We start from the raw sequence: 26,128 nt of genomic DNA, 5'->3' as shown, positions 1-26,128 counted from the left end.
GGTAGTGCCCCTAAATCGAAATCACGTGGGCGTGGTTGCCCAGGGCGCGGACCACGCTGTACACGGTCAGCGCCGAGGTCTTGGGGTTGGCCGCCAGCGGCTTGCCGCGCAAGGTCAGCTCGAAGCCGCCGAAGGCGCCGCTGGCCTCCACCTGGTGCACGTTCTCGCAGCTCAGCGGGTCGGCGATCAGGCGCACCTGGGTGCGGTCCAGGCCGAGGCCGGCGAGCGACAGGGTGGCGGCGACGTTGGCGTTCTTCGGGTAGAGCCGCGCGGCTTCGCGGGCGCTGCCTTCGAAAATCACCTGCGCCTCGGCCAGGTGCTCCAGGTCGCAGACCGTCTCGCCCGGCGTGCCCAACCAGGCGCGCGCCGGCTTGCGGCCGGTGTAGCGCACCGATTCGAGGCCGCCGACCTTGGCCGCCGACAGCGCATCGATGCCACCGATGGCGCCGGGCAGCAGCTCGATGCGGGTGCCGCCGAACTCGGCGGCGGCCTCCAGCCGCTCCACCAGTCCGGGCTCGGACAGCGCGCCCACCGACACCACCAGGCAGGGAATGCCCTGGGCCAGGGCCGGCAGCACGTGCTGCTCGATGGCGCGATGGCCGGCGCACTCCACCAGCAGGTCGGGACGCGATCCGGCCGGCAGTTCGCTCAGCACCTGCGGCGGTTTGCGCAGGCCGGCCAGGCGCTGGCGGACCAGCCCCTGGGATTCTTCCGGGACTATCACCGCATCGACGCAGAGTTGCGGGTCGCTCTCCAGCAGTTCCAGCACACCGACGCCAATGGCGCCGCAACCGATCATGGTGATGTTGAGCATGGCGAATGCCTCAGACGGTGGCCTTGGCGGTTTTGGCTTCGTTGGTCGGCGGACCGGCGAAGATGGTCTTGAAGCTGCCCACCGAGAGCATGTCCACTTCCAGCAGGAAGGGACCGGACTCGGCCAGGGCACCGTCGAGTACGCGGCTGAAGTCGCTGAGGTCGCCGACCTTGGCATGGCGCAGGCCGAGGGAAGCGGACAGCTGGGCGTAGTCCGGGGTGTGCAGGTCGACGTAGCAGCGGCGACCACCGTAGGCGGCGTCCTGGATGTTCTTGATCACCCCGTAGCCCTGGTCGTTCATCAGCACGATGACCATGTCGGCGCGTTCCTGCACGGCCGTGGCCAGCTCGCCGAGGTTGAGGATGAAGCCGCCGTCGCCGGCCAGCACGAAGGTCTTGCGCCCGCGCGCGGTTTCCGCCGCGCCCACCGCGGCGCCAATGCCCATGGCCAGGCCCTGGCCGATGCCGCCGCCGAGGGCGTGCACGCCGGCACGGGGGCTGAAGATCTTCAGGTGGCGGTTGCCCCAGGTGCTGTTGGACACGGTGACGTCACGCACCCAGTTGAAGTCCTTGCCGGCCAGCCCTTGCAGCTGCTCCACCAGGGAGGCGTAGGGACCGAGGCCGTCCACCAGTTGCGAACGGGCCTGGTTGCGCGCGGCGGCGAGGTCGGCGGCGAAGCCCGGGTCCACCGACAGACGCCCTTCCAGGCGGTCGGCCAGGCCCTTGAGAACCAGTTCGGAATCGCCACAGACGAAGAAGTCGCTCGGGTAGCAGCGACCCTCCGCCGTGGCATCCGCGTCGGCCCGGTAGAGCGGACGCGGGAGCTTGAGCTCGTACTTGAGGGTTTCGTTGCCGCGCAGGCGCGAGCCAACGACAAGCATGGCATCGCAGCTCTGGTAGAACTGCTCCACAGGCTTGTTCAGGTTGAAGGCGCCGAGGGAACGCTCGTCGTCTTCGGGGACTATGCCGCGGCCCTGGGTGCTGGTGACCACACCCACGCCCATGGCCAGCAGGCGCTGGACCTGCCGCCCGGCATGGCGGGCACCGCCGCCCAGCCAGAGCATCGGGCGCTTGGCCTTGGCGAAGCGTTCGGCGAGGTCGTCCAGGACCTGCTCGGATGGCTTGGCCACGGTGACCGGCAGTGGCGAGAGGTCGGCCGGCATGTTGATCAGCGCGGACTGGATATCGATCGGGATCTCCACGCTCACCGGGCCGGTGGGCGCGGTCAGGGCGGTCTGCACGGCCAGCTTGATGGTGCTGAGGGCGGTGTCGACGCTGCGCACGCGGAAGGCCGCCTTGGAGATGGCCTTGAGCATGGTCAGCTGGTCCGGGGCCTCGTGGATGTAGGCCAGGCTCTGGTCCAGGTAGGGGGTTTCGATCTGTCCGGTCAGGTGCAGCAGCGGGGTGCCGGCGGTGAGCGCCTCGACCATGGCGCCGGCGGCGTTGCCGGCGGCGGTGCCGGTGCTGGTCAGGCACACGCCCAGGCCACCGGTGGTACGGGCGTAGGCATCTGCCATGTTGGCTGCGCCGGCCTCGCCACGGGCCATCACGAAGCGGATGTTGCCGCGGATCGCGAAGGCATCGAGGATCGGCATGTTGTGGATCGAGATGACCCCGAACGCAGCCTTGACGTCGCACTGCTCGAGGAACGCGGCGATGGCGGCGCCGACTGTGACTTTGCTTTCGTTACGCATGACGGGACAAACCTCCGGAAACATCGATATGACTACCCGTCGTATAGGCAGACAGGGGAGAAGCGAGGAAAACGATGGCGCGGGCCGCTTCGATCGGCTTGCCCAGGCGCCCCAGGGGAATCTGTTTGCGTTGCGCCAGCTGGCCGGTCCACTGGGCCCAGTCCAGCTCGCGCTCTTCGCGGGCCTCGAAGCGGCGGCGCCACTGGCCGGACTCGACCAGGCCGATGAGGATGCCGTTGACCCGCACGCCCTTGGGCGCGAACTCGTAGGCCATGGAACGCACCAGGTTCTTCACCCCGGCGCGGGCGGCGCTGGTGGCCACCATGTGCGGCTCGGGCTGGCTGGCCAGCAGCGAGTTGACGCAGACGATGGCGGCATCCGCCTGGCCTTCGAGCTGCGGCAGGAAGGCGCGCACCGGGTGGATGATGGAAAAGAACTTCAACTGCAGCTCTTCGCCCCAGGCTTCATCCGTGGTGTCGGCGAAGGTGGAGACGCGGCCTTGTCCCGCGTTGTTGACCAGGATGCTGGCGCGGCCGAGCCGGGCCTGGCTGGCCTCGGCGAAGGCCTTCACCTGCACCGGATCGAGCACGTCGCAGGCCTGGGCGAACAGCCGCGCGGCGGGGAAACGCTCGCGCAGGCCGGCTTCGGCGGCCCGCAGGCGCTCGCCGTTGCGGCCGCAGAAGGCCACGGCGGCGCCGGCTTCCAGCAGCAGCTCGACGGTGGCCAGGCCGATGCCCGAGGAGCCGCCGGTGACTACCGCGACGGCATGGGACAGATCACACAGACTCATGCTGCTTGCTCCGGAAGATGGAGGTGACGTTGTCGTGGCTGTCCGGGGCGTAGTTGAGCAGGTGCGACAGCTGGTCGGCGCTGGCGCGCACGGTGCTCACCAGGTTGTCGATGCTGTTCGGCTCGATGTGCCCCGAGGGGATGGTGGCGCCCATGGCGGCCACCACCTTGCCGCTGTGGTCGCGCACCGGCGCGGCCACGGTGGAGATGGTCGACTCGAAGAAGCCCTCGCCCTGGACGAAGCCGCGCAGGCGATCGCTCTGCAGCAGGTTGAACAGCTCCAGCACGGTACGCGGGGTGTTCGGCGAGTAGCTTTCCAGGTGTTCTTCCGGGTACAGGTCGCGCAGCTCGCCCAGCGACAGGTCCTGCAGGAGGATGCGGCCGAGCACGGTGGCGTGGGCCGGCAGGCGGGTGCCGACGTTGACCGTGCTGGTCAGCAAGGTGGAGGGCGAGACCTTGGCCACGTAGACGATGGAGCGGCCATCGCGTACCACCAGGTTGCAGGGGTAGCGGATGTCGTCGCACAGCTGGTTCAGCAGCGGCTGGCCGAGTTCGGTCAGTTCCAGCGAGGCCAGGTACTCGAAGCCCAGACGCAGCACCGCCATGCCCAGGCGGTACTCGTTGCCGTTGCGGGTGACGAAGCCCATGGTTTCCAGGGTGGTCAGCAGGCGGAAGATGGTCGAGCGCGGCAGCTTCAGGCGCCGCGCCAGCTCCGGTGCCGACAGGGTACGGTTCTTCCGGCTGAACTCGCAGAGCAGCAGCAGGCCGCGCTCCAGGCCGGGCACTATGTACTTGTCTTGCGGATCGTCTGGCTTATCCATTGGCGGTTCCTTGGAAAGAGTGGCGTTGTGCGTGGCCGATGCGTCCTGCTACCACTTCGGGTTGTTCGATGGGGCTGGCATGGCCGGCCCCGGGAATCATCGAGAACGGCGCGTCGAGCAAACGAGCGATGGCGCTGCAGTTCTGCGGCGGGGTAATGCCGTCGGCTTCGCCGCAGTGCACTTCGCAGGGCATGGCGGGCACGCCGTAGGCCAGCAGGTCGTCGCCGCAGAGCAACTCGACGGCCTGGCGGTAGCCGTGCGGGTTGAGCCGCGCCATGTTCCAGCGCACCCAGGCCAGGGCGCCCTCGCTGGGGTTGGGGCCCAGCAGGCGTGCGGTGCGCTCGCTGGCCAGGCCGTCGATGCCCAGGCGCTCGAGGTTGTCCAGGCGTTGCTGGCGCACCCGCAGGCCGCTGTCACGCAGTTCCGGCGCGCCGTAGCCGCGTGCCGGGCTGATCAGCAGCAGGCGGCCGACCCGCGCCGCGCCGACGCCACTGGCATAGGCCGTGGCCATCAGCGCGCCGAGCGAATGCCCGACCAGCAGGCAGCGCTCCACCCCCAGTTCCGCCAGCAGCAGCTCCAGTCGCGCGGCGTAGTCACCGGCCCTGGGCTGCGCCTGCGGCAGCGGTGTGGATTGCCCGTAGCCGGGTGCGTCCCAGGCGATCACCCGGCAGCTCGCGGCCAGGCGCTGGGCGCAATGCAGCCAGGACGCCGAACCGGAGCCTATGCCGTGCAACAGCACCACGGCGGGGCCCTGGCCGCACTCGCGGATCGCCACCTGGGCGCCGTCGGCGAGTTGCACCAGGCGCTCGGGGAAGCTCTGCGGCAGGCTGGGGGCGGGGATGCGGGTCTGCGCCATGTTCATGTCCAGCCTCAGCGCTTGATGCTCGCCAGAGGGTGCTCCGGCGGGTAGGTCGGGGTGATCGGCTTCTTCGCGCCGAGCATCACGCACATCAGCGCGTCCTCGTCGCCAATGTTGATTTCCTCGCGGTATACGCCCGGCGGCACCGAGATCACATCGCGGTCGGTGAGGATGGTCTCGAAGCGTTCGCCATCTTTCTCCAGCACGACCTTGAGCTTGCCGCGCAGGACGAAGAACACTTCCTCGACGTCGATGTGCAGGTGCGGCGGGCCTTCGTGGCCGGCCGGGATCACCATGGTGGAGAAGGTGAAGTGCTCGGACGGGATGGTGTTCATGTCAGTGGCCACGCCCGTGCCGCCGGTGCCGATGTAGCGCATCTGCGCACGGCGGAACTTGGGGTCGTAGTCGGCCTGGAACTTCAGCGCGTTCCAGTCGTACTTGCGGGTGGAGTAGCGGGCGATGCGGGTGTTGCACCATTCCTCGAAGCTGGCGCCTTCGGGACGGTCCCAGGATTTCGGGGCGCTCAGGTTTTGGTTCAGGTCGGTCATGGAGCCTCCTATCAGGGCATGACGAACCCGCCGTTGACCGGCAGGGTTTGTCCAGTGATGAAGCGGGAAAGATCGGAAAGGGCGAAGAGCACGGCACCGCTGACGTCATCCGCCACCTGGCCGCGCTGCAGCGCGCGCTGCTCGCGGTACAGCTGGTGGCGGGCGGCGGGCACGTACTGGGTGGCCTCGACCTCGACCAGGCCCGGGGCGATGGCGTTCACGGTGATGCCGTCGCTACCCAGTTCGCGGGCCAGGCTGCGGGTCATGGCGATCACCGCGCCCTTGCTGGCGGTGTAGGCCAGCAGGTTGGGCGCGCCCCAGAGCGGGGTATCGGAGGCCAGGTTGACCACCGCGCCGCGGCCGGACTGGCGCAGCGCCGGTAGGCAGGCGCGGGTCATCAGCCAGGTGCCGCGCACGTTGACCTGCAGCACGCGGTCGAACATCTCGATCTCCAGCTCCTCGCAGCTCTTGCCGCCGGAGTTGGTGATGGAGGCGTTGTTCACCAGGCCATCGAGGCCGCCGAGGCGTTCGACGGCGGTGGCCACGCAACGCTCGATGGAGACCGGGTCGGCCAGGTCCAGCGGCAGGCCACTGACGTCCAGGCCCTGGGCGGCGAGTTCGGCGGCGGACTGCTGCACGCGCTCGACCAGGATGTCGGCGATCACTACCCGGGCGCCGGCGCGGGCCGCCGCTTCGGCGAAGGCATGGCCCAGGCCGCGGGCGCCACCGGTGATGAGCACGCGGCGGCCTTGCAGGAGAGAGGTCGGGTTCATGGCGTTCACACCGTGCTCAGGTTGGCTTTGGGCAGGTAGTGCAGGACCCGCTTCTCGGCCCAGACCACCGCGCTGTAGGCCAGCACGCCGATCAGGGTGAGCATGACGATGGCGACGAAGACGCCGGCGGTGTTGCCCTGCCCTTCGGAGTCCACCAGCAGGAAGCCCAGGCCCTTGTTGCCACCGACCAGCTCGCCGACGGTGACGCCAATCACCGCCAGGGTGGAGGCGATGCGCAGGCCGGAGAACAGCGCGGCCATGGCCGAGGGGAACTCCACCAGGCGGAAGATCTGCCAGCGGCTGGCGCTCATGGCGCGCACCAGGTTGATCATGTCCGGGTCGACGGTGCGGATGGCCGAGAGCACGTTGATCATCACCGGGAAGAACACGATGAGCACGGCGATGAGGATCTTCGGGTACACCGTGTAGCCCAGCCACATCACGAAGAGCGGCGCGAAGGCCACCTTGGGCGCGATCTGCAACGCCAGGATGTAGGGCGACAGCACGGCCTCGGTGGTGGGCGACAGGCCGAGGGCGACACCGATGGCCACCCCCAGCAGGGCGCCGAGGGCGAAGCCGGCGATGATCTCCAGGGTGGTGATCGCGGTGTGCTCCAGCAGGCCGGAGTTGCGCCACATGGCGACGCCCTCCTCCAGCACCCGGCTCAGTTTCGGCAGGACGAACTCGGGCATGCCGAGCAGGCCGGGGCCCCATTGCCAGGCGGCGAGGAACAGGAGCAGCAGTACGGCACTGCCGAGCGTGGGTTTGTTCAGGGCTTTCATCTGGGCACCTTATTGCTTGGCGGCCACGTCGTCGGTTTCGACGAAACGGTTGGTGTAGAGCTCATCCAGCGGGGTCTCGCGGCTGACGATGCCTTCGCTGACATAGAACTTGCGGACGTTGTCCAGGCGCTGCGAATCGATGCGGCCCAGGGGCTGCTGGTTGGCGTAGACGTGTTCGACGTAGAGGCGCAGGACCTTCTCCAGGCTGGCCTCCTTGCCCTTGTAGCTGGGCACCGCGTCGGCGAAGGTGGCGGCGGCCTGCTTGGGGTCGTCGATGATGTCGCGCATGCCCATGAGGGTCGCCTTGACCACCCCACTGACCACCTCGGGCTGTTTCTCGATGGCCTCGTCCGAGGCGAGGATGGCCTGGGCCATGCTCTCGAATATCTCGCTCTGGGGCAGCAGCTTGACGGCGCGCCCGGACTCCTCGGCGTTCACCACCCAGTCCGGCACGCCGGCCATGGCCTGGGACTTGCCGGCAGAGAACAGCTGCCAGACACCGGACGGGCCAGCGGCCTGCACGTCGACGTCGGACTTGCTCAGGCCCGCCTTGCGCAGGGACGCCAGCAGTGCGTAGTAGGTGGTGTCCGAGTAGGACATCACGGTCATGGTCTTGCCCTTGAGGTCCTTCACCGAGCCGACCCCGGCGTTGGCATCGGCGGCGAGCATGGTCACACCGCTGGCGCCGAGCACGGCCACGGCCTTCACCGGCACGCCGTTGGCGCGGACGATGATCGGGGTGTCGCCGATGGCGCCGCCCACCAGGGCGTTGCCGGCGCCGATCTGCTTGGCCACGTCCACACCGCCCTTGCCGGCGATGAAGGTGACCTTGAGGTTCTGGTCGGCGTAGTAGCCCTTGTGCTGGGCGATGATCCAGGGGGCGAAGGCCGGCGAGTTCGGCGGCGCCGGCAACAGGTAGGTGATTTCCTTGGGTGCGGCCTGGGCGGAAAGTCCGGCGGTCAGGGCGACCGAGAACAGCGAGGCGTTGATCAGGGACTTGAGCATCTGCGGCTCCTGCTAGGGAATTCGGGTCGGGGGTCGGTCAATGCAGGTCGGTGCCTTCACCGACTTTCAACAAGGTCATCAGGCGCCCGGCCAGCGGGCCGATTGCCTGGAGCTTGCGGCGTTCGAGGGGGTTGTTGCGCAGCGGCAGGTCCACCGTGATCTCCTCGATGATGGTGCCGGGGCGAGCGCTCATCACCAGGATGCGGTCGGACATGGCGATGGCTTCGATCAGGTCATGGGTGATGAACAGCGCGGTCTTCTTCTGCTCGAAGAGCATCTGCGCCAGGTCCTGCTGGAGGATCATCTTGGTCTGCGCGTCGAGGGCCGAGAACGGTTCGTCGAGGAACAGCACTTGCGGGTCGGTGGCCAGGGTGCGGGCCAGGGCGGCGCGCTGGCGCATGCCGCCGGAAAGCTGGAACGGATAGTGGTCGCCGAAGCCGTCGAGGTGGCACTTCTTCAGCATCCGCTCGGCGATGCTGCAGCGCTCGGCGGCCGGCCGGCCCTCGATCTCCAGGCCCAGTTCGATGTTGCTGCGGATGCTGCGCCAGGGCATGAGCAGGTCCTTCTGCAGCATGAAGGAGACCTTGCGCACCGGGCCGGTAACACGCTCGCCACCGACATGGACCTCCCCCTCGGACGGGGCGTAGAGGCCCGAGCCCATGTTCAGCAGGGTGCTCTTGCCGCAGCCCGACGGACCGATGATGGACACGATCTCGCCACAGCGGATGGTAAGGTCCAGGCCCTGTACCGCGGTGGTGGGCTCGCTCTTGCCCTTGACCGGAAAACGCTTGGTGACACCGCGGAATTCGATCTCGACGCGGGATTCCCCGGCGCGGTACGCGCCCTGCGGCGGTTCGTCGGTGTAGGTATTCAACGAGGTGGCTCTCATCTGTTTCTGACCTCACGCAAGTCGTTTCATATATGAAACATTGTTTTATTTATAAAACGTGCATGAGCCATGCCAAGAACAAGGCACAGTTGAGAGCCCCCTTGTTTCGAGTATTAAACCTTTTAAATCAATTAGTTATATTGTTTTTAGAGTAGGTCTTGAGAAAATTCCCGACAAACGTCAACTAGAGAGCCGAGCGGCCGCTTGCCTTGCTTTCGGGCAATTGAGTTGTCACTGCACAACGCGAGCGCATGAGCTGATCCGTTTGGTAACAGCCGTTGCTGTTCTACACATAAAACGCGGTTTTATGTGTGAAACAAATTGAGCGGATTGAAGGACTGGCCTGCATCGCGACTGCGCAAGCAGCGGACAAAAAGAAGCCGGCACGAGGCCGGCTATATAAGGACGCACAACAAAATCGATCAGCGGAGCTTTTCCAGCATCTGGTAGTACCACATGCCCATCGCCAGCATGTGGTTGCCCAGGCGCTCGCTCAGGGGCACGCGGATGTGCTGGCAGCGGGCGAAGGCGTCGAACTTCTCCAGGCTGCCGCTCATGGCGTTGGCCATGACCTCGCCCATGATGTGGGTGGTGGCCACGCCATGGCCGGAGTAGCCCTGGCAGTACCAGACGTTGTTCGACAGCTTGCCCAGCTGCGGGATGCGGTTGATCACGATGCCCATGGCGCAGCTCCACTTGAAGTCGATCCCCACGCCCTTGAGCTGCGGGAAGGTGCGCTCGATGCAGGGCCGCAGCTCCGCCTCGATGTCACGGGAATCGCGCCCCGAGTAGTTGGCGCCGCCGCCGAAGAGCAGGCGGCCGTCGCCGGTCATGCGGTAGTAATCCAGCACGAAGCGGCAGTCGTAGACCGCCAGGTCCTGGGGGTTGAGCTGCTTGGCCAGGTCGCCCAGGGGCTCGGTGGTGACGATGCCGCCCATGGCCGGGAAGATCATGCCCTTGAGCTTCTTGCGCTCCAGCTTGTGGTAGACGTCGCCGGCCAGCAGCACCTGCTGGGCGTTGATCCGGCCACGGCTGGTGACCACCGCCGGGCGATCGCCGTGGATGATGTCCTGCACTTCGGAGTGCTCGAAGATCAGCGCACCCAGGCTGGCGGCGGCCTTGGCCTCGCCAATGCACAGGTTGAGCGGGTGCAGGTGCATGTTGCGGGTGTTCTTGATGGCGCCGACATAGAGGTCGGAGCCCAGGTGCTCACGCACCCCGGCGGCGTCCAGCAGGGTCACGTCATCGCCCATGCCCCGGCGCACCGCCTCTTCATAGGAGGCTTTGAGCTCGTCCATGTGCGAGCTCTTCATCGCCGCGTGCAGGTGGCCGTGCTTGAGGTCGCACTGGATGCCGTACTTGGCCACGCGGTTCTTGATGATCTCGTGGCCGCGCCAGCGCAGGTACCAGATGAAGTCGTCCACTTCCTTGCCCAGGAAGCGGCTCATCTGCTTGCGCATGGCGGCGTCACCCGAGAGGCTGCCGGTGACCTGGCCGCCGTTGCGGCCCGTGGCGCCCCAACCGATCTTGTGGGTTTCCACCAGCGCCACCTTGTAGCCGCGCTCGGCCATCTCCACCGCCGTGGCGACGCCGGTGAAGCCGCCACCGATGATGGCGACGTCGACATTCACCTCACCTTCGAGGGTGGGATAGGCGGTTTCCTCGTTGAGGCTCGCGGAGTAGTAGGACGGTGCGCGCTCGGCGGCGGGCAGCGGGTGTTTGAATGCAGCGGTCATGGTGGATTCCTTTGTGATGCTCGGGTCCCGGGGCAGGCCTGCGGCCTGCCTTCGCGAATGAATTCGCCCCTACAGGTCCCCTGGAAAATACGTGTTTCGGCCTCAGGCCTGGGTCAGGTACCAGCTCCAGTCCTGCTCGCCGACCTCGGCCATGAACTGGCGGTATTCGGCACGCTTGACCGCCAGGTAGACGCCGAGGAAGGCGGTGCCCAGGGCGTCCCGTGCCCAGCTGGACTGTTCCAGGGCGCGCAGGGAGGTGAGCCAGTCGGTGGGCAGCAGCTCCTTGGCCTGGGCGTAGCCGTTGCCTTCGATGGGATCGCCCGGATCGAGGTTCTCGCGGATGCCGCGATGGATACCGGCGAGGATGGCGGCGGCGGCCAGGTAGGGGTTGGCGTCGGCGCCGCAGATGCGGTGCTCGATATGCCGGCTGTTCGCCGGGCCACCCGGTACGCGCAGGCTCACGGTGCGGTTATCCACACCCCAGGTCGGCGCCAGCGGCGCGTAGCTGTTGGCCTGGAAACGGCGGTAGGAGTTGGCGTTGGGGCAGAACAGCAGCAGCGAATCCAGCAGGCTCTTGAGCATGCCGCCCACGGACTGGCGCAGCAGCGGCGTGCCGGCCGGATCTTCGCTGGCGAAGAGATTGCGGCCTTCGGCATCGGCCAGGCTCACATGCATGTGCATGCCGGTGCCGGCGATCTCGGCGAAGGGCTTGGCCATGAAGCAGGCCTGCATGCCGTGGGCATGGGCCACGCCCTTGACCAGGCGTTTGTAGCGCACGGCCTGGTCCATGGCCTCCAGGGCATCGCCGTGCTCCAGGGTGATTTCCACCTGGCCCGGGGCGTACTCGGAAATGGCGGTGCGCGCGGGAATGCCCTGTGCCTTGCAGGCGGCGTAGAGGTCGGCAAGGAACGGTTCGATCTGCTCCAGCTCCCGCAGGCCGTACACCTGGGTAGAGCGTGGGCGCTGCCCGTCGGCATCCAGCGCCGGCTGCGGACGGCCAGCGGCATCGCGCTTCTGGTCCAGCAGGTAGAACTCCAGCTCGCAGGCCATCACCGGGTGGTAACCATCGGCCTTCAGGCCCTCGATCACCTGGACCAGGACATGGCGCGGATCGGCGATGGCGGCGGGCATGCCCTCCTGCGGGTGCATGCTGACTTGCACCGCGGCGGTGGGCATTCTGCGCCAGGGCATGCGCACCAGACTGCCGGCCAGGGGATAGGCGCGGCAATCGATATCGCCCACTTCCCAGACCAGTCCGGAGTTCTCCACATCCTCGCCGTGCATGGTCAGGCCAAGGATGGTGCTGGGCAGCGGACGGCCGGTTTCGTACACCGCCAGCAGTTCGTCGCGGTGCAGCAACTTGCCGCGCGGTACGCCGTTGGCGTCGAGAATGAAGAGTTCGAAGGCATCGATGTCCGGGTTCTGTTCAAGGAAATCCCGGGCTTCCTGCACGCTGGCAAAGGTCATGGCGCTCTCTATTAGTGCCCGTGGGCACGCAAACTGGCCCTCGCCATTCAGGCGGGGCTGGTACTTCGTTCTGGGTGAGGTTGGCCGCAACGCTGGCGGCCGGGCGTCAGGCGCGGGCGCTGTCCGGTGGACGAGCGTGACGGCAATGCCAGAGTGCCCAGAAGGCGAGTTCGAGCGGCAGGGAGATCAGGAGGTGGGTGGCCCGTTTGCGGAAGAGCTGGGCCTGGGGTGCGACTCCGGGAGCACGACGAGCGGCGCGCAGTTGCCCGAGGGGCAAGCTGGCCAGCAGCGATTGGTGCGGAGTGGGACAACCCATGAGGTAAAGCCGTGTTATTGGAATGCCCAGCAGGCTCGCACGGCGTCATCGGTGAATAAAATGCAGGTTTTTCTATCTTTGGTTAAGCGATGGCTAAACATTAGTCTTGCTTCGCCACTCCTGAGCGCGCCACGCGCACCGACCATCCTTCCCGGTGCGCACGGCGCACCCTACCGGAGTAGCCCGGATTCCATCCGGGCTACGAAAATCCCGACACCCGCCAATCCCACGGTGTGCACCGGGCTCAACGCAGCTTCAGCGGGTCCACCAGGCCGGCGGCGATGGCCATGCCCACCAGGTCCGGCAGGCTCTCGGCCTGCATGCGCTTCATCACCCGGGCACGATAGAGGTCGATGGTCTTCACGCTGATATCCAGCTGCTCGGCGATCTCGCGGTTGGTGTAGCCCTGCACCAGCGGCAGCAGCACGTCGCGCTCGCGCGGCGTCAGGCTGTCGAGGCGCTCCTGCAGCTGGCCCTGGCCGCCCGCGGTGCTGCGCCTTTCGTCGAAGCTGGACAGCGCCTGCTGCACGCTGTCCAGCAGCAGCTGCTCGTTGTACGGCTTTTCGATGAAGTCTCGGGCGCCGGCCTTGAAGGCCCGCACCACGATGGGCACATCGGCGTGGCCGCTGACGAAGATAATCGGCAGGTCGAGGCCGCGGCTGCGCATTTCTTCCTGCACGTTGAGGCCGCCCATGCCAGGCATGCGCACATCCAGCAGTACGCAGGCGGCGAGGCTGGCGTCGCAGGCGTCGAGGAAGGCGCGGCCGCTGGTGAAGGGCAGCGCCTTGAGGCCCACCGACTCCAGTAGCCAGACCGTGGAATCCAGCATGCCCTGGTCGTCGTCCACCACGTAGACCACCTGTTCGCCACCGTTGGACATCAAATCGCTCCTTTTACGTTCTTGTTATTGCAGTGGCAGGCGGCAGCGCATGAGCAGGCCGCCCTCCCCGTTGGGCATCCCGTCCAGCGCGCCGCCGAATCCCTCGATGATGCTGCGGCTCATCGACAGCCCCAGGCCCAGGCCGTCCGGCTTGCTGGTGTAGAAGGGGGTGAAGATGCGAGCCAGTTCCGCTTCGCCGAGCCCCGGCCCCTGGTCGCGGACCTCGATGGCCAGGTGGCCGCCTTCCGTCCGTGCCGCCAGGCGGATCACCGACGCCCGGCCGGGCTGGGCCTCGCGGTTGGCGTCAATGGCGTTGCGCAGCAGGTTCAGCAGCACCTGCTCCAGCAGCACCCGGTCGGCGTAGACCGGCGGCAGATTGTCCGGCAATTGCTCCTCGATCGCCACCTGGCAGGCGCTGGCTTCCCAGGCGCACAGGCGCACCGCCTCGCGCGCCACCTCGGCCACGTCGAGCGCCTGCATCCGGCGTTGGCCCTTGCGCAGGAATGCGCGCAGCCGCTTGATCACTTCCGAGGCGTGGTTGGCGTGTTCGGTGATGCGTTCCAGGCCCTGGGCCACCCGTCCCGCCGCCTCCGGATTGCTGCCCAGGGACTGCAGATAGCGCTGGCTGGCGCTGGCGTAGTTGACCACCGCGGCCAGCGGCTGGTTGATCTCGTGGGCGATGCCCGAGGCCAGTTCGCCCAGGGTAACCAGTCGCGCGGTGTGCGCCAGTTCGTCCTGGTGGCGGCGCTGCTGGGCTTCACGCAGCTCGCGTTCGGTCATGTCGTGGGCCACCAGCGAGTAGAAGCGCTCGCCGCCCGCCGTGCTGTGGGCCAGCAGCACCATGGACACCGGCACCGAGGCGCCACCGGCGGGCGGCAGCAAGCGCGAATCGAGGCCCCACACGCCCTTGCGCTCGGCGCTGCTCCAGCCCTCGCGCTGCAGCCGCGCCAGGTCGTCGGCCGGCAGCACCTCGGCCAGCGCCGGCATCGCCTGCCGGGCCTCCAGGCCGAGGGCGCGGCGGGCCGCCGGGTTGAGGTAGGTGATATGGCCGGCGGGATCGACGAACAGCACCGGGTCGGTATTGGCCTCCACCACCTCGGCCAGGCGCCGGCGATTCTCCTCGGCCTGCACCCGCGCGGTGATGTCGCGGGACACGCTGACCACCTCCACCACGGCGCCCGTGTAGGTCTCGCGGATGGCGCGGCTGGCGGTCTCGAACCACAGGTAATGCCCGGCACGATGGCGGATGCGGTAGGTCATGGTGTGGTAGCCGTCCTGCTCCAGGGCGTCGCGGGCGCGCTGCACCAGCTGGGCGATCTCCTGGGGGTGGAACAGGCACTGGGCGAGCTGTTCGCGCAGTTCCTCCGGCCAGTAGCCGAGCAGCGTCCAGGAGGCCGGCGAGGCATCGAGGAAACGGCCGTCGGGGGTGTGCCGGGAGATCAGGTCGGTGGTGTTCTCGGTGATCAGACGGTAGAGCCGGCGCGCCCGCGCCGCCTCGCGCTCGGTGAGGATCTGCGCGGTGGCCTCGCGGCAGCGCAGCAGGACCCGGCGTTCCTGTGGATCGGGGATGTAGGTCCAGATCAGAATGCGCTCGCCGCACTGGGCTTCCACCCCTTCGATGGCACGCTCCTGGGCCAGGCAGGCGCGCACCAGGGAGGCATGGTTCACCGGCAGGAAGCGCAGCACCTCGACCAAGGGCAGTTCCCCGAGCAATGCCAGCAGCGCGGCGTTCAGCTCCAGCGGCGAGGCGCTGGCGTCCACCAGCAGGCTCGGTTGCGGGTCGTGGCCGAGCAATGGCGAAGCCCGCAGCAGGCCGTTGACGCTGCCCAGCAAGGTGGTCAGCAGCTCATGCAGCCACCCCAGCCAGTCCAGCGCCACGCCTTCGTGCACGTCCACCAGCAGCAATCCACGCTGGCCGGCTTCCAGCGCCAGGTCGAAGGCCTGGCCATGGCTGATGGCGGCCCGGCGCAGGCGCCCGGCCAGCCAGCAATCGAGTTGGCGCAGCTGCTGCAGCGACAGCCGGCCCTGCTCTGCCAGGCGCGCCACCAATACTTCATCGCTGGCCTGCAGCGGATCGCCCTGGCCCGGGGGCAATTGCTGGCCGCTACCCTCATGGCTGTAGATGCGCGCGCCGGGCTGCCAGCTCAGGTAAAAGGCCTGGCGCACTTCGGGACAGCCGCGCAGCGCCCGGCACAGGGCGTCGGCGCGGGCCGCCAGGGGTACGCCTTCGCGCTGCAGGCGCAGCCAGGTGTGAAGTCGAACTGGAGTCTGGGTCATGGCGAGTCCAGCGGCTGGGGGTGGGCAAGGATATACCGGCCTTCAGGAGGAACAGAAACAATATAGTACTATTACTATAAGACTCTAGATGTACTTCCATATCATTGCGAAGTTGGTATATAAATCACCCTAGAGAGCTACCGGCCTCTTCCAGATGAGCCGGTGCAGAAGAGCTAATAATCAGCCGCCGGGTATCCAGCATGTCGATCTACGATCAGGGCCTCGCCCCTGCCGCCGTCAACCACATCGCCCTCTCCCCCCTCAGCTTCATCGAGCGCACCGCCGCCGTTTATCCCCATTACCCGGCCGTGATCCACGGTTCCATCCGTCGCAACTGGGCACAGACCTACGCGCGCTGCCGGCGCCTGGCCTCGGCCCTGGCCGGCCGTGGAATCGGCAAGGGCGACACGGTGGCGGTGATGCTGCCGAACATCCCGCAGATGCTGGAGGCGCACTTTGGCGTGCCGATGATCGGCGCCGTGCTCAACACCCTGAACGTGCGCCTGGATGCCGAGGCCATCGCGTTCATGCTGCAGCACGGCGAAGCCAAGGTGCTGATCACCGACCGCGAATTCCATGAAGTGATCCACGCCGCCATCGGCATGCTCGACCACCCGCCGCTGGTGATCGACGTCGACGACCCGGAGTACGGCGAAGGCCAGGCGGTGAGCGAACTGGACTACGAGGCGCTGCTGGCCGAGGGCAACCCGGCCTACGCCTGGCAATGGCCGGCGGACGAGTGGCAGGCCATCTCCCTGAACTACACCTCCGGCACCACCGGCAACCCCAAGGGCGTGGTCTACCACCACCGTGGCGCCTACCTGAACGCCCTGGGCAACCAGATGACCTGGAACATGGGCAACCACCCGGTCTATCTCTGGACCCTGCCGATGTTCCATTGCAACGGCTGGTGCTACCCCTGGACCGTCACCGCCCTGGCCGGAGTGCACGTGTTCCTGCGCCGGGTGGACCCGCAGAAGATCCTCAACCTGATCCGCGAGCATCAGGTAAGCCACCTGTGCGGCGCGCCCATCGTGCTCAACGCCCTGGTGAACATGCCCGAATCGGCCAAGGCCGCGATCGACCACCCGGTGAACGCCATGGTGGCCGGCGCCGCGCCGCCGGCCAAGGTGATAGGCGCGGTGGAGGAGATGGGCATCCGCGTGACCCACGTCTACGGCCTCACCGAGGTCTATGGGCCGGTGACCGTCTGCGCCTGGCACGAGGAATGGGATGAGTTGCCGCTGGAAGAGCGCGCCCGCATCAAGTCCCGCCAGGGCGTGCGCTACCCCACCCTGGAAGGGGTGATGGTGGCCGACCCGAAAACCCTCGAACCGGCGCCCATGGACGGCCAGACCATCGGCGAGATCTTCATGCGCGGCAACACCGTGATGAAGGGCTACCTGAAGAACCCCAGCGCCACCAGCGAGGCCTTCGAGGGCGGCTGGTTCCATACCGGCGACCTGGCGGTCTGGCACCCGGACGGCTACGTGGAAATCCGCGACCGGCTGAAGGACATCATCATTTCCGGCGGCGAGAACATCTCCACCATCGAGCTGGAAGGTGTGCTCTACCGCCACCCGGCGGTGCTGGAAGCGGCCGTGGTGGCGCGCCCCGACGAGAAATGGGGTGAAACGCCCTGCGCCTTCATCACCCTCAAGGCCGACCAGCAGGACACCCGCGAGGCGGACATCATCGCCTTCTGCCGCGAGCACCTGGCCGGCTTCAAGGTGCCGAGGACGGTGATCTTCACCCAGTTGCCGAAGACCTCCACCGGCAAGATCCAGAAGTACGTCCTGCGGGACATGGCGAAGAACCTCTAACCCGCGCCGGCATCGGCCGGACCCAACAGAGTTCCAGGAACAGGGCGGCAGCCAGCGGTTGCCGCCAGGGGCCGTCGCATGCCCGAAAAGGCGGCGGCGGCCGGCTACAGGCATCGACAACAACAACAAGCGGAGCCCGTCATGAGTACTCAGCAAACACCTCACTCGCAAAGCTGCGACCGCATCCGGTCCAACCCCAAGTTCCAGCGCCTGGCACGCCAGCGCGCGGTGCTCGCCTGGTCCCTCAGCGCCGTGGTGCTGGGGGTCTACTACCTGTTCATCATGCTGGTGGCCTTCGTGCCGGGCTGGCTGCACCTGCCGCTGTACGAGGGCAGCCACCTCAGCCGTGGCATCCCCCTGGGCGCGGCCATCATCGTCCTTTCCTGGCTGCTGACCGCCTGGTACGTGCGTAGCGCCAACACCCGTTTCGACAGCCTCAGCGCAGAAATCCTCCAGGAGGCCCAGGCATGAAAGCCCTCCTCGCCCTCCTCGCCCTGGCACCGCTGAGCAGCTTCGCCGACACCATCACGGCACAGAAGCAGCCCCTCAACCTGCATGCCATCGGCATGTTCTTCGTCTTCGTCCTCGCCACCCTGGCGATCACCTGGTGGGCCGCCCGGCGCACCCGCTCCACCGCCGACTTCTACACCGCTGGCGGCGGCATCTCGGGCTTCCAGAACGGCCTGGCGATCGCCGGTGACTACATGTCCGCGGCCACCCTGCTGGGCCTCACCAGCCTGGTGTTCACCAAGGGCTACGACGGCTTCGTCTACATCATCGGCTTCTTCGTCGGCTGGCCGGTCATCACCTTCCTCATGGCCGAGCGCCTGCGCAACCTCGGCAAGTACACCTTCGCCGACATCGTTTCCTACCGCCTGGACCAGACCCGCGTACGCAGCTTCGCCGCCCTCGGCTCGCTGACCGTGGTCTGCTGCTACCTGATCGTGCAGATGGTCGGCGCCGGCCAGTTGATCAAGCTGCTGTTCGGCCTCGACTACCAGATGGCGGTGGTGGTGGTGGGCGTGCTGATGCTGGTCTACGTGATCTTCGGCGGGATGATCGCCACCACCTGGGTGCAGATCGTCAAGGCCGTGCTGCTGCTGGCCGGCGGCACCACCCTGGTACTGATGGCCATGAGCGAGTTCGGCTTCAGCCTGGAAAACCTCGCCGGCCGCGCGGTGCAAGCTCATGCCATCGGCAACGGCATCATGGGCCCCGGCTCGATGCTGGCCGATCCGATCAACGCCGTGTCGCTGTCCCTCGGCCTGGTGTTCGGCATCGCCGGACTGCCGCATATCCTGATGCGCTTCTTCACCGTGCCCAACGCCAAGGAAGCCCGCCGCTCGGTGCTCTTCGCCACCGGCTTCATCGGCTTCTTCTTCCTGGTGGTCTGCGTGCTCGGCTACACCGCCATCGTCATCGTCGGCACCGACCCGAAATACTTCGTCGACGGCAAGCTGGGCGGCGCCCTAGTGGGCGGCGGCAACATGGTGGCCATGCACCTGGCCCAGGCCGTGGGTGGCAACCTGTTCCTCGGCTTCCTCTCCGCCGTGGCCTTCGCCACCATCCTCGCCGTGGTGGCCGGCCTGGCCCTGGCCGGCGCCTCGGCCATCTCCCACGACCTCTACGCCACCGTGCTGAAGAAGGGCCGCGCCAGCGAGAAGCAGGAGATGCGCGTGAGCCGCATCGCCACCGTCTGCCTGGGCCTGGTGGCCATCGGCCTGGGGCTGTTGTTCGAGCAGATGAACATCGCCTTCCTGGTGGGCCTGACCTTCGGCGTGGCCGCCTCGGCCAACTTCCCGGTGCTGATCATGGCCATGTACTGGAAGGGCCTGACCACCCGTGGCGCGCTGTGCGGCGGCCTGGTCGGCCTGGTGTCCGCCCTGGTGCTGGTGATCCTTTCACCGGCGGTGTGGGTAACGGTGCTCGGCCACGCCAAGGCGATCTTCCCTTACGACCACCCGGCGCTGTTCTCCATGCCGCTGGCCTTCGCCGTGATCGTGCTGGTCTCCAGCCTCGACCGCAGCGCCCGTGCCAGCCGCGAGCGCGCCGCCTACGCCGACCAGTTCGTGCGCGCCCAGACCGGCCTCGGCGCGGCGGCCGCCAGCAGCCATTGATCCATCCGGCACGGCGCGTGCGCCGTGCCTTCCCGCAATCGCAGTAACAGAGGTTCCACGCCATGCCCGATTACAACGCCCCGCTGCGCGACCTGCGTTTCGTCCTGCACGAGGTCTTCGACGCCCCGTCCCTCTGGGCGCGCCTGCCCGCGCTGGCCGAACGGGTAGATGCCGACACCGCCGACGCCATCCTGGAAGAAGCGGCCAAGGTCACCGGGCAACTGATCGCCCCGCTCAACCGCAGCGGCGACGAAGAGGGCGCGCAGTGGCGCGAGGGCGTGGTGACCACCCCGGCGGGCTTCAGGGAGGCCTACGCCACCTATATCGAAGGCGGCTGGGTGGGTCTCTCCGGCAACCCGGAATTCGGCGGCCTGGGCATGCCGAAGATGCTCGCGGTGCAGTTCGAGGAAATGCTCTACGCCGCCAACTCCAGCTTCGCCCTGTATTCCGCGCTCTCTTCCGGCGCCTGCCTGGCCATCGACGCCCACGCCAGCGCCGACCTCAAGCAGATCTACCTGGCGCCCATGTACGAAGGCCGCTGGGCGGGTTCCATGTGCCTGACCGAAGCCCACGCCGGCACCGACCTCGGCATCATCCGCACCCGTGCCGAACCCCAGGCCGACGGCAGCTATGCCATCACCGGCAGCAAGATCTTCATCACCGGCGGCGAGCAGGACCTGACCGAGAACATCATCCACCTGGTGCTGGCCAAGCTGCCCGACGCGCCGGCCGGCCCGAAAGGCATCTCGCTGTTCCTGGTGCCCAAGCGGATGGTCGAGGCCGACGGTTCCCTCGGCGCGGCCAATGCGGTGAGCTGCGGTTCCATCGAGCACAAGATGGGCATCAAGGCCTCGGCCACCTGCGTGATGAACTTCGACGGCGCCAGCGGCTGGCTGGTGGGCGAAGCCAACAAGGGCCTGGCGGCGATGTTCACCATGATGAACTACGAGCGCCTGTCCATCGGCATCCAGGGCATCGGCTGCGCCGACGCCTCCTACCAGGGCGCCGTGGCCTACGCCCGCGAGCGCATCCAGAGCCGCGCACCCTCCGGCCCGGTGGCGAAGGACAAGTCCGCCGACCCGATCATCCACCACCCCGACGTGCGCCGCATGTTGCTAACCATGAAGGCCATGACCGAGGGCGGCCGCGCCTTCGCCTGCTACGTCGGCCAGCAGCTGGACCTGGCCAAGTTCGCCATCGATGCCGACGAGCGCCAGCGCGCCGAAGCCCTGGTGGCCCTGCTGACCCCGGTGGCCAAGGCCTTCTTCACCGACACCGGGCTGGACAGCTGCGTGCTCGGCCAGCAGGTGTTCGGCGGCCACGGCTACATCCGCGAGTGGGGCCAGGAACAGCTGGTGCGCGACGTGCGCATCGCGCAGATCTACGAAGGCACCAACGGCATCCAGGCCCTCGACCTGCTGGGGCGCAAGGTGGTGGCCAACGGCGGCGCGGCGCTGAAGCTGTTCTGCGCCGAGGTGCGTGACTTCGCCACCCAGCCGGCCGCGCCCTACGCCGCCGAGCTGCTGGAAGCCCTGCAACGCCTGGAAGGCACCAGCGAATGGCTGCTGCAACAGGCCACCCGGAGCCCCAACGAAGTGGGCGCGGCCTCGGTGGAATACCTGCAGCTGTTCGGCCACGTGGCCTACGCCTGGCTCTGGGCGCGCATGGTCGCCGTGGCCGAGGCGCGCCAGGCCGAGGACGAGGCCTTCTACGGCGCCAAGCGGGCCACCGCCGAGTTCTTCTTCCGCCGCCTGCTGCCGCGCACCCTGGCCTTCGAAGCCTCCATCCGCGCCGGCGCCGAACCGCTCTTCGGCCTGGCCAGCGAACAGTTCTGACCCTTGAGCGTGGCGCGGCCTGCGCTCCTTTGGGCCGCGCCTTTTTATTCCGCAGTACCCCGAGAAAACAACAACAAGAGGAACCAGCATGACCCGAACCACCCTCACCACCGGCCTGCTGCTGGCCGGCGGCTCCCTCGGCTTGTCCGCCACCGCCTCGGCGGATTTCATCCAGGACTCCAAGGCCACCCTGGAACTGCGCAACTTCTACTTCAACCGCGACTTCCGCCAGAGCGGCGCGCCCCAGTCCAAGGCCGAGGAATGGGCCCAGGGCTTCCTGCTGCGCTACGAGTCGGGTTTCACCGAAGGCACCATCGGCGTCGGTGTCGACGCCATCGGCCTGCTCGGCGTGAAGCTGGATTCGAGCCCCGACCGCGCCGGCACCGGCCTGCTCAAGCGCGACCGCGAGGCACCCAAGCGGGCCCAGGACGAGTACGGCGAACTCGGCCTGACCGCCAAGCTGCGCGCCTCGAAAAGCACCCTCAAGCTCGGCACCCTGATGCCCAGGCTGCCGGTGCTGCTGGCCAACGACTCGCGCCTGCTGCCGCAGACCTTCAAGGGCGGCCAGCTCAACTCGCTGGAACTCGACGGCCTGACCTTCGACGCCGGGCGCCTGACCCAGGTGAACCAGCGCGACTCCTCCGACTACGAGGACATGGGCATCACCACCGTCGGAGCGAAGAACATCCGCGCGCAGGCCACCGGCAGCGACGCCTTCGACTTCGCCAACGCCAGCTACAAGTGGAACGACAGCCTGACCACCGGCTACGGCTTCGGCCGCCTGGAGGACTTCTACCGCCAGCACTACCTGACCCTGAACCACCTGCTGCCGCTGGCCGCCGGCCAGAGCCTGAAGAGCGACCTGCGCTACGCCCGCTCCACCGACGAAGGCGGCAGCAACGTCGACAACAAGGCCTTCGGCGCCCTGTTCACCTACGGCTTCGGCGGCCACGCCCTGGGCCTGGGCTACCAGCGCATGAGCGGCGACACCGGCTTCGCCTACGTCAACGGCAGCGATGCCTACCTGGTGAATTTCGTGCAGATCAGCGACTTCGCCAACCGCGAGGAACGCAGCTGGCAGGCCCGCTACGACTACAACTTCGCCGCCCTGGGGGTTCCCGGCCTGACGTTCATGACCCGCTACCTGTCCGGCGACGGTGTGGAACTGGGTGCCGGCAAGGCGGACGGCAAGGAGTGGGAACGCGACACCGACATCGCCTACGTGGTGCAGAGCGGGCCGTTGAAGAACCTCGGCGTGAAATGGCGCAATGCCACGGTACGCTCCACCAACTTCGGCAACGACCTCGACGAGAACCGGCTGATCCTCAGCTACAGCCTGCCGCTCTGGTAAGCGCACTCCATGTTGATGGGTTTCGCTCCGCTCGCGGAGCGCCGCCCGACCCATCCTACGCACTCGGCGGACAAGCCGTAGGATGGGTAGGGCCTGCGAAACCCATCGATGGCCGCGTCCGAGTTGATGGGGTTCTCCGACAAACGCCCGCCCGCTCACTTCGGATAGGGATCGAGCACGGCCTGCTTGTCGGTCTTGAGGATCCACACCACCAGCTTGGCCGGCTTGCTGTCGCTGGCGTTGCGCGATTCCAGGTGGACGCTGCCGGCCGGCTCGTACCAGCTTTCGCCGGCCTTGTAGCGCTTGGGCTCCCCGCCCTTCAACTGGGAGATCACCGCTCCTTCGGCGACATAGGCGAACACCGAGCCGGCGTGGCTGTGGGCGACGGAGCGCTGCCCCGGCGCATAGTCCACGGTGAGCAGCAGCCCCTGCTTGCCGGGAGCGTTGAGCAACGCCTGTTCCTGCAGCACCTTGACCTCTTCCTGGCCATCGCCATGGGCGTAGGCGAGCTGGAAATTAAGCAGCGCCAGGCCGGCGGCCAGGGCACTCATCGTCTTGAGATTACGCATGGTGGTCACTCGCTCGGGACTTTGCGGAAACCGACGGCCAAGCGGTTCCAGCAGTTGATGGTGTTGATGGCCAGGGTCAGGTCTACCTGCTCGCGCTCGCTGAAGTGGGCCGCGAGCTGGGCGTAGTCCGCGTCCGGGGCGTGGGTGTCGGCGAGGCGGGTCAGGGCTTCGGTCCAGGCCAGCGCGGCGCGCTCCCGGGGCGTGAAGAAGGGGCTTTCGCGCCAGACCGCCAGGGCGTGGAGGCGCCGGTCGGTCTCGCCGCGCTTGCGCGCATCGCCCGAATGCAGGTCGACGCAGAAGGCGCAGCCGTTGAGCTGGGAAGCCCGCAGCTTCACCAGCTCCAGCAGCGATTTTTCCAGGGGCAGTTTGCTCGCCGCGGCGTCCAGGGCGAGCATCGCCTTGAGCGCATCGGGCGACGCTGCGTAGTAGTCCAGGCGTGGGGTCATCGAGGCATCCTCAGGGTGGGAAGGGATGCCTCCAAACTACTGCCGGCGGGGCTGGCGACCTACGGCCAATTGCCCCTATTAGCAGGTGGCCAATTGCAGGGATGAAGTCCTGGGGTCCGCCGCAGAGATCAGGCCTTCAGCTTGTGGGTCCAGTCCAGCAGGCTGCGCCACAGGCAGATGCCCACGAAGTAGGCCGAGGACAGCCACCAGATACCCAGCACCAGGGACTTGTAGAAGGGGTGCTGGAGGATGAGGAACATGCTGCTGATCATCCATACGAAGGTGACCACTATGTTCAGCGGCATCAGCTTGCGCACCCGGAAAGGGTGGAGGAACTTCAGCTTGGTCAGGGTCAGGGCCGCGAGCACGCAGATCAGCGTCAGGCTGACCACGGGCAGCGGATCGATGATCCAGATGTACAGCGCCACCACATTCCAGGCGGCGGGGAAGCCGACGAAGTAGTTGTCGCTGCTCTTCATGTTCAGGTTGCAGAAGCAGAACAGCGACGACACCAGGATCAGGCTCACCGTCACCAGCGCCGTGTGCTCGGGCAGGTCGATGTAGCGGTAGATGAAGATCGCGGGAATGAACACGTAGGTGAGGTAGTCGATCACCAGGTCCAGGGTGGAGCCGTCGAAGTTCGGCAGCATGGTGCTGGTCTGCACGCGCCTGGCGAAGGTGCCATCGAGGCCATCCACCAGCAGGGCGGCGCCCAGCCAGAGCAGGCAGTCGCGAGGTTGGTTGTCGAACAGCGCGAGAATGGCCATCAGGGCCAGCACGACGCCGGTGGCGGTGACACCGTGAGCGGACCAGGCCTTGGCTTTATTGACGACAGTGATGTTGGTGGACACGAGGCAGCTCTGCTCTGAGTAGTGGGGACAGAAATCAATAGACCGCGATTATGCGTCAGCCTCCTGGAGGCGTTCAGACTTTTATCAGGTCGGCCATGTCGTTTTCAGGCATCTTTACCGTGCTTATTCGAGCCTAGGCGATTAACGCCAGACAGCAACGTCCATCCCTGCACGGTCATCGGGAAACGGCGCCTATCGGCGCAGACTTGCAGGCAATCCCGCAAGGCGGCACCCTTGCGCCCGGTTATCCACAGACCATGATCATGAGCGCTCCCGTCGATCCCACCCGCTGCCCGCTCTGCGGCCAGAGCAACCAGTGCAGCCAGGCCGACCCGACCCGTGCCGGGGAAGCGTGCTGGTGCTTCACGACGAAGGTCGACCCGGCCGCGCTGCAACGCGTCCCCCCGCCGGCCATCGACCGTGCCTGCCTCTGCCCCCGCTGCGCCCAGGCGCTGCCCAGCGATGCACCAACCTGATGCGCCTTGATCGATTTCTGAGCAATTTCCCCGACTTCAGCCGCCTCGACGCGCGCCTGCTGCTGGCCGCCGGTCGGATTCGGGTGGATGGCCGCCCCGTACTCGACGGTCGCTTCGAGATCCGCGAATTCCACCGCGTGGAACTGGACGAGCGCCTGCTCCAGGCCGGCAAGCCGGCGCGCTACTTCATGCTCTACAAGCCTTCCAGCCACGTCAGCGCCACCGAGCACCCGGAGCACCCCACGGTGCTCGACCTGCTGGACGAGCCCGACAAGCACGAGCTGCACCTGGGCGGACGCCTGGACCTGACCACCACCGGCCTGCTGCTGATCACCAACGACGGGCACTGGTCACGCCGGCTGACCCTGCCCGGCAGCAAGCAGCCGAAGGTCTACCACGTGGAAACCGAACAACCGATCGGCACCGAGTACGTCGAAACCTTCGCCCGAGGGCTCTATTTCGCCTTCGAGGACCTCACCACCCTCCCCGCACAGCTGGAAATCCTCGATACCCACAGCGCCCGCCTGACCCTGCACGAGGGCCGCTACCACCAGGTCAAGCGCATGTTCGGCCACTTCCGCAATCGCGTGGTGCGCCTGCACCGCGAAAGCATCGGCCCACTGAAGCTGGACCCGCACATGACGCCAGGCGACTACCGGTCACTCACCGAGGCGGAAGTGGCCTGCTTTTAGCTAGAACCTCTGCAAGTCACATCGGAATCGAATAACCCGACGAACTGCAAGAATTTTCCCTTTCAATAAGCTTGCAGCGGTAATGAGGCCCCGCTTAAATCGGACACAAGGTCAAAGCGTGACCAAAGAGTCACGCAGACCATCTAAGCGTTCCTGCGGTCCCCTGTGCTTTGCACTCGTAAGTTCCCTGCCTGGTTAGAAGACCCGATCCGACGCCTTGAACAGCGTCGGACCCCGCCGTCTTTTCTCGAACTAACCGCTTGAAATATAAAGAATTTTAAAAAATCTCGCCTGACATTGGATTGTCATCGAAAGGCGC

24 protein-coding genes are annotated in these 26,128 nt (G+C 66.9%); 7 read left to right on the top strand and 17 right to left on the bottom strand.

What is annotated here, in order from left to right; translation table 11 throughout:
- Positions 1–10: 10 nt before the first annotated feature.
- From PCA10_RS07735 to PCA10_RS07670, 14 genes are all read right to left on the bottom strand, one after another.
- Entirely contained in the window at positions 11–814 is an 804-nt protein-coding gene (locus tag PCA10_RS07735; protein ID WP_016491496.1) for an aspartate dehydrogenase, read from the bottom strand.
- A 10-nt stretch (positions 815–824) separates the two neighbouring features.
- Positions 825–2,507, bottom strand: coding sequence for a thiamine pyrophosphate-binding protein (locus tag PCA10_RS07730; RefSeq protein WP_016491495.1), 1,683 nt, complete (start codon positions 2,505–2,507; stop codon positions 825–827).
- Positions 2,500–3,297 (bottom strand): SDR family oxidoreductase, encoded by a 798-nt coding sequence (locus PCA10_RS07725; protein WP_016491494.1) that lies wholly within the window; start codon positions 3,295–3,297, stop codon positions 2,500–2,502. The genes PCA10_RS07730 and PCA10_RS07725 overlap by 8 nt, the downstream gene beginning before the upstream one ends.
- Positions 3,284–4,117 carry an IclR family transcriptional regulator gene (locus PCA10_RS07720; RefSeq protein WP_016491493.1) on the bottom strand — a complete coding sequence of 278 codons (834 nt, stop codon included), beginning with the start codon at positions 4,115–4,117 and terminating at the stop codon, positions 3,284–3,286. Before PCA10_RS07720 ends, PCA10_RS07725 begins: the two co-directional genes overlap by 14 nt.
- Positions 4,110–4,979, bottom strand: a complete 870-nt coding sequence (locus PCA10_RS07715; RefSeq protein WP_016491492.1) for an alpha/beta fold hydrolase — start codon at positions 4,977–4,979, stop codon at positions 4,110–4,112. Before PCA10_RS07715 ends, PCA10_RS07720 begins: the two co-directional genes overlap by 8 nt.
- Positions 4,980–4,987: 8 nt before the next feature.
- Positions 4,988–5,524, bottom strand: a complete 537-nt coding sequence (locus PCA10_RS07710) for a cupin domain-containing protein (RefSeq protein ID WP_016491491.1) — start codon at positions 5,522–5,524, stop codon at positions 4,988–4,990.
- 11 nt (positions 5,525–5,535) lie between these two features.
- A complete protein-coding gene (locus tag PCA10_RS07705) occupies positions 5,536–6,297 on the bottom strand; it encodes an SDR family oxidoreductase (protein WP_016491490.1) in 762 nt (253 codons plus the stop codon).
- Positions 6,298–6,302: 5 nt separating this feature from the next.
- Positions 6,303–7,079 (bottom strand): ABC transporter permease, encoded by a 777-nt coding sequence (locus tag PCA10_RS07700; RefSeq protein WP_016491489.1) that lies wholly within the window; start codon positions 7,077–7,079, stop codon positions 6,303–6,305.
- Between the two features lie 9 nt (positions 7,080–7,088).
- A complete protein-coding gene (locus PCA10_RS07695; protein ID WP_016491488.1) occupies positions 7,089–8,084 on the bottom strand; it encodes an ABC transporter substrate-binding protein in 996 nt (331 codons plus the stop codon).
- Positions 8,085–8,121: 37 nt separating this feature from the next.
- Positions 8,122–8,973, bottom strand: coding sequence for an ABC transporter ATP-binding protein (locus tag PCA10_RS07690; RefSeq protein ID WP_081663920.1), 852 nt, complete (start codon positions 8,971–8,973; stop codon positions 8,122–8,124).
- A 422-nt stretch (positions 8,974–9,395) separates the two neighbouring features.
- On the bottom strand, positions 9,396–10,709 hold the full coding sequence (locus tag PCA10_RS07685) for an NAD(P)/FAD-dependent oxidoreductase (RefSeq protein ID WP_016491486.1): 1,314 nt from the start codon (positions 10,707–10,709) through the stop codon (positions 9,396–9,398).
- Positions 10,710–10,811: 102 nt separating this feature from the next.
- Positions 10,812–12,176: a glutamine synthetase family protein gene (locus PCA10_RS07680; protein ID WP_016491485.1), complete on the bottom strand. Its 1,365-nt coding sequence runs from the start codon at positions 12,174–12,176 to the stop codon at positions 10,812–10,814.
- 560 nt (positions 12,177–12,736) lie between these two features.
- Positions 12,737–13,372: a response regulator transcription factor gene (locus PCA10_RS07675; RefSeq protein ID WP_016491484.1), complete on the bottom strand. Its 636-nt coding sequence runs from the start codon at positions 13,370–13,372 to the stop codon at positions 12,737–12,739.
- A gap of 24 nt (positions 13,373–13,396) precedes the next feature.
- Entirely contained in the window at positions 13,397–15,649 is a 2,253-nt protein-coding gene (locus tag PCA10_RS07670) for a PAS domain-containing sensor histidine kinase (protein WP_016491483.1), read from the bottom strand.
- 200 nt (positions 15,650–15,849) lie between these two features.
- On the opposite strand from PCA10_RS07670, the gene PCA10_RS07665 reads away from it, so the two are divergent.
- From PCA10_RS07665 to PCA10_RS07645, 5 genes are all read left to right on the top strand, one after another.
- The gene (locus PCA10_RS07665; RefSeq protein ID WP_016491482.1) at positions 15,850–17,472 is read left to right on the top strand and encodes an acyl-CoA synthetase; all 1,623 of its coding nucleotides are present in this window, start codon (positions 15,850–15,852) and stop codon (positions 17,470–17,472) included.
- 141 nt (positions 17,473–17,613) lie between these two features.
- Positions 17,614–17,943 (top strand): DUF485 domain-containing protein, encoded by a 330-nt coding sequence (locus tag PCA10_RS07660; protein WP_016491481.1) that lies wholly within the window; start codon positions 17,614–17,616, stop codon positions 17,941–17,943.
- Positions 17,940–19,589 carry a cation acetate symporter gene (locus PCA10_RS07655; RefSeq protein ID WP_016491480.1) on the top strand — a complete coding sequence of 550 codons (1,650 nt, stop codon included), beginning with the start codon at positions 17,940–17,942 and terminating at the stop codon, positions 19,587–19,589. Before PCA10_RS07660 ends, PCA10_RS07655 begins: the two co-directional genes overlap by 4 nt.
- 62 nt (positions 19,590–19,651) lie before the next feature.
- Positions 19,652–21,424, top strand: a complete 1,773-nt coding sequence (locus PCA10_RS07650; protein WP_016491479.1) for an acyl-CoA dehydrogenase C-terminal domain-containing protein — start codon at positions 19,652–19,654, stop codon at positions 21,422–21,424.
- Between the two features lie 88 nt (positions 21,425–21,512).
- Positions 21,513–22,775 (top strand): OprD family porin, encoded by a 1,263-nt coding sequence (locus PCA10_RS07645; RefSeq protein WP_016491478.1) that lies wholly within the window; start codon positions 21,513–21,515, stop codon positions 22,773–22,775.
- 155 nt (positions 22,776–22,930) lie between these two features.
- On the opposite strand, the gene PCA10_RS07640 is transcribed toward PCA10_RS07645, so the two are convergent.
- The 3 genes from PCA10_RS07640 to pcsA form a co-directional block, all read right to left on the bottom strand.
- Complete coding sequence (locus tag PCA10_RS07640; protein ID WP_016491477.1) at positions 22,931–23,344, bottom strand: cupin domain-containing protein; 414 nt, start codon at positions 23,342–23,344, stop codon at positions 22,931–22,933.
- Positions 23,345–23,349: 5 nt separating this feature from the next.
- A complete protein-coding gene (locus PCA10_RS07635) occupies positions 23,350–23,790 on the bottom strand; it encodes a carboxymuconolactone decarboxylase family protein (protein ID WP_016491476.1) in 441 nt (146 codons plus the stop codon).
- Positions 23,791–23,918: 128 nt separating this feature from the next.
- The gene (pcsA, locus tag PCA10_RS07630; RefSeq protein WP_016491475.1) at positions 23,919–24,641 is read right to left on the bottom strand and encodes a phosphatidylcholine synthase; all 723 of its coding nucleotides are present in this window, start codon (positions 24,639–24,641) and stop codon (positions 23,919–23,921) included.
- Positions 24,642–24,904: 263 nt separating this feature from the next.
- Between pcsA and PCA10_RS07625 the strand changes: the two genes are divergently transcribed.
- Positions 24,905–25,117 carry a cysteine-rich CWC family protein gene (locus PCA10_RS07625; RefSeq protein WP_016491474.1) on the top strand — a complete coding sequence of 71 codons (213 nt, stop codon included), beginning with the start codon at positions 24,905–24,907 and terminating at the stop codon, positions 25,115–25,117.
- The gene (locus tag PCA10_RS07620; RefSeq protein WP_016491473.1) at positions 25,117–25,809 is read left to right on the top strand and encodes a pseudouridine synthase; all 693 of its coding nucleotides are present in this window, start codon (positions 25,117–25,119) and stop codon (positions 25,807–25,809) included. The genes PCA10_RS07625 and PCA10_RS07620 overlap by 1 nt, the downstream gene beginning before the upstream one ends.
- The last annotated feature ends 319 nt before the right edge of the window (positions 25,810–26,128 follow it).

It is taken from the genome of Pseudomonas resinovorans NBRC 106553 (genome assembly GCF_000412695.1).
Classification (GTDB): Bacteria; Pseudomonadota; Gammaproteobacteria; order Pseudomonadales; family Pseudomonadaceae; genus Metapseudomonas; species Metapseudomonas resinovorans_A.
Note: the sequence above shows the minus strand (reverse complement) of the source record. Positions and strands in the feature narration are given on the sequence as shown.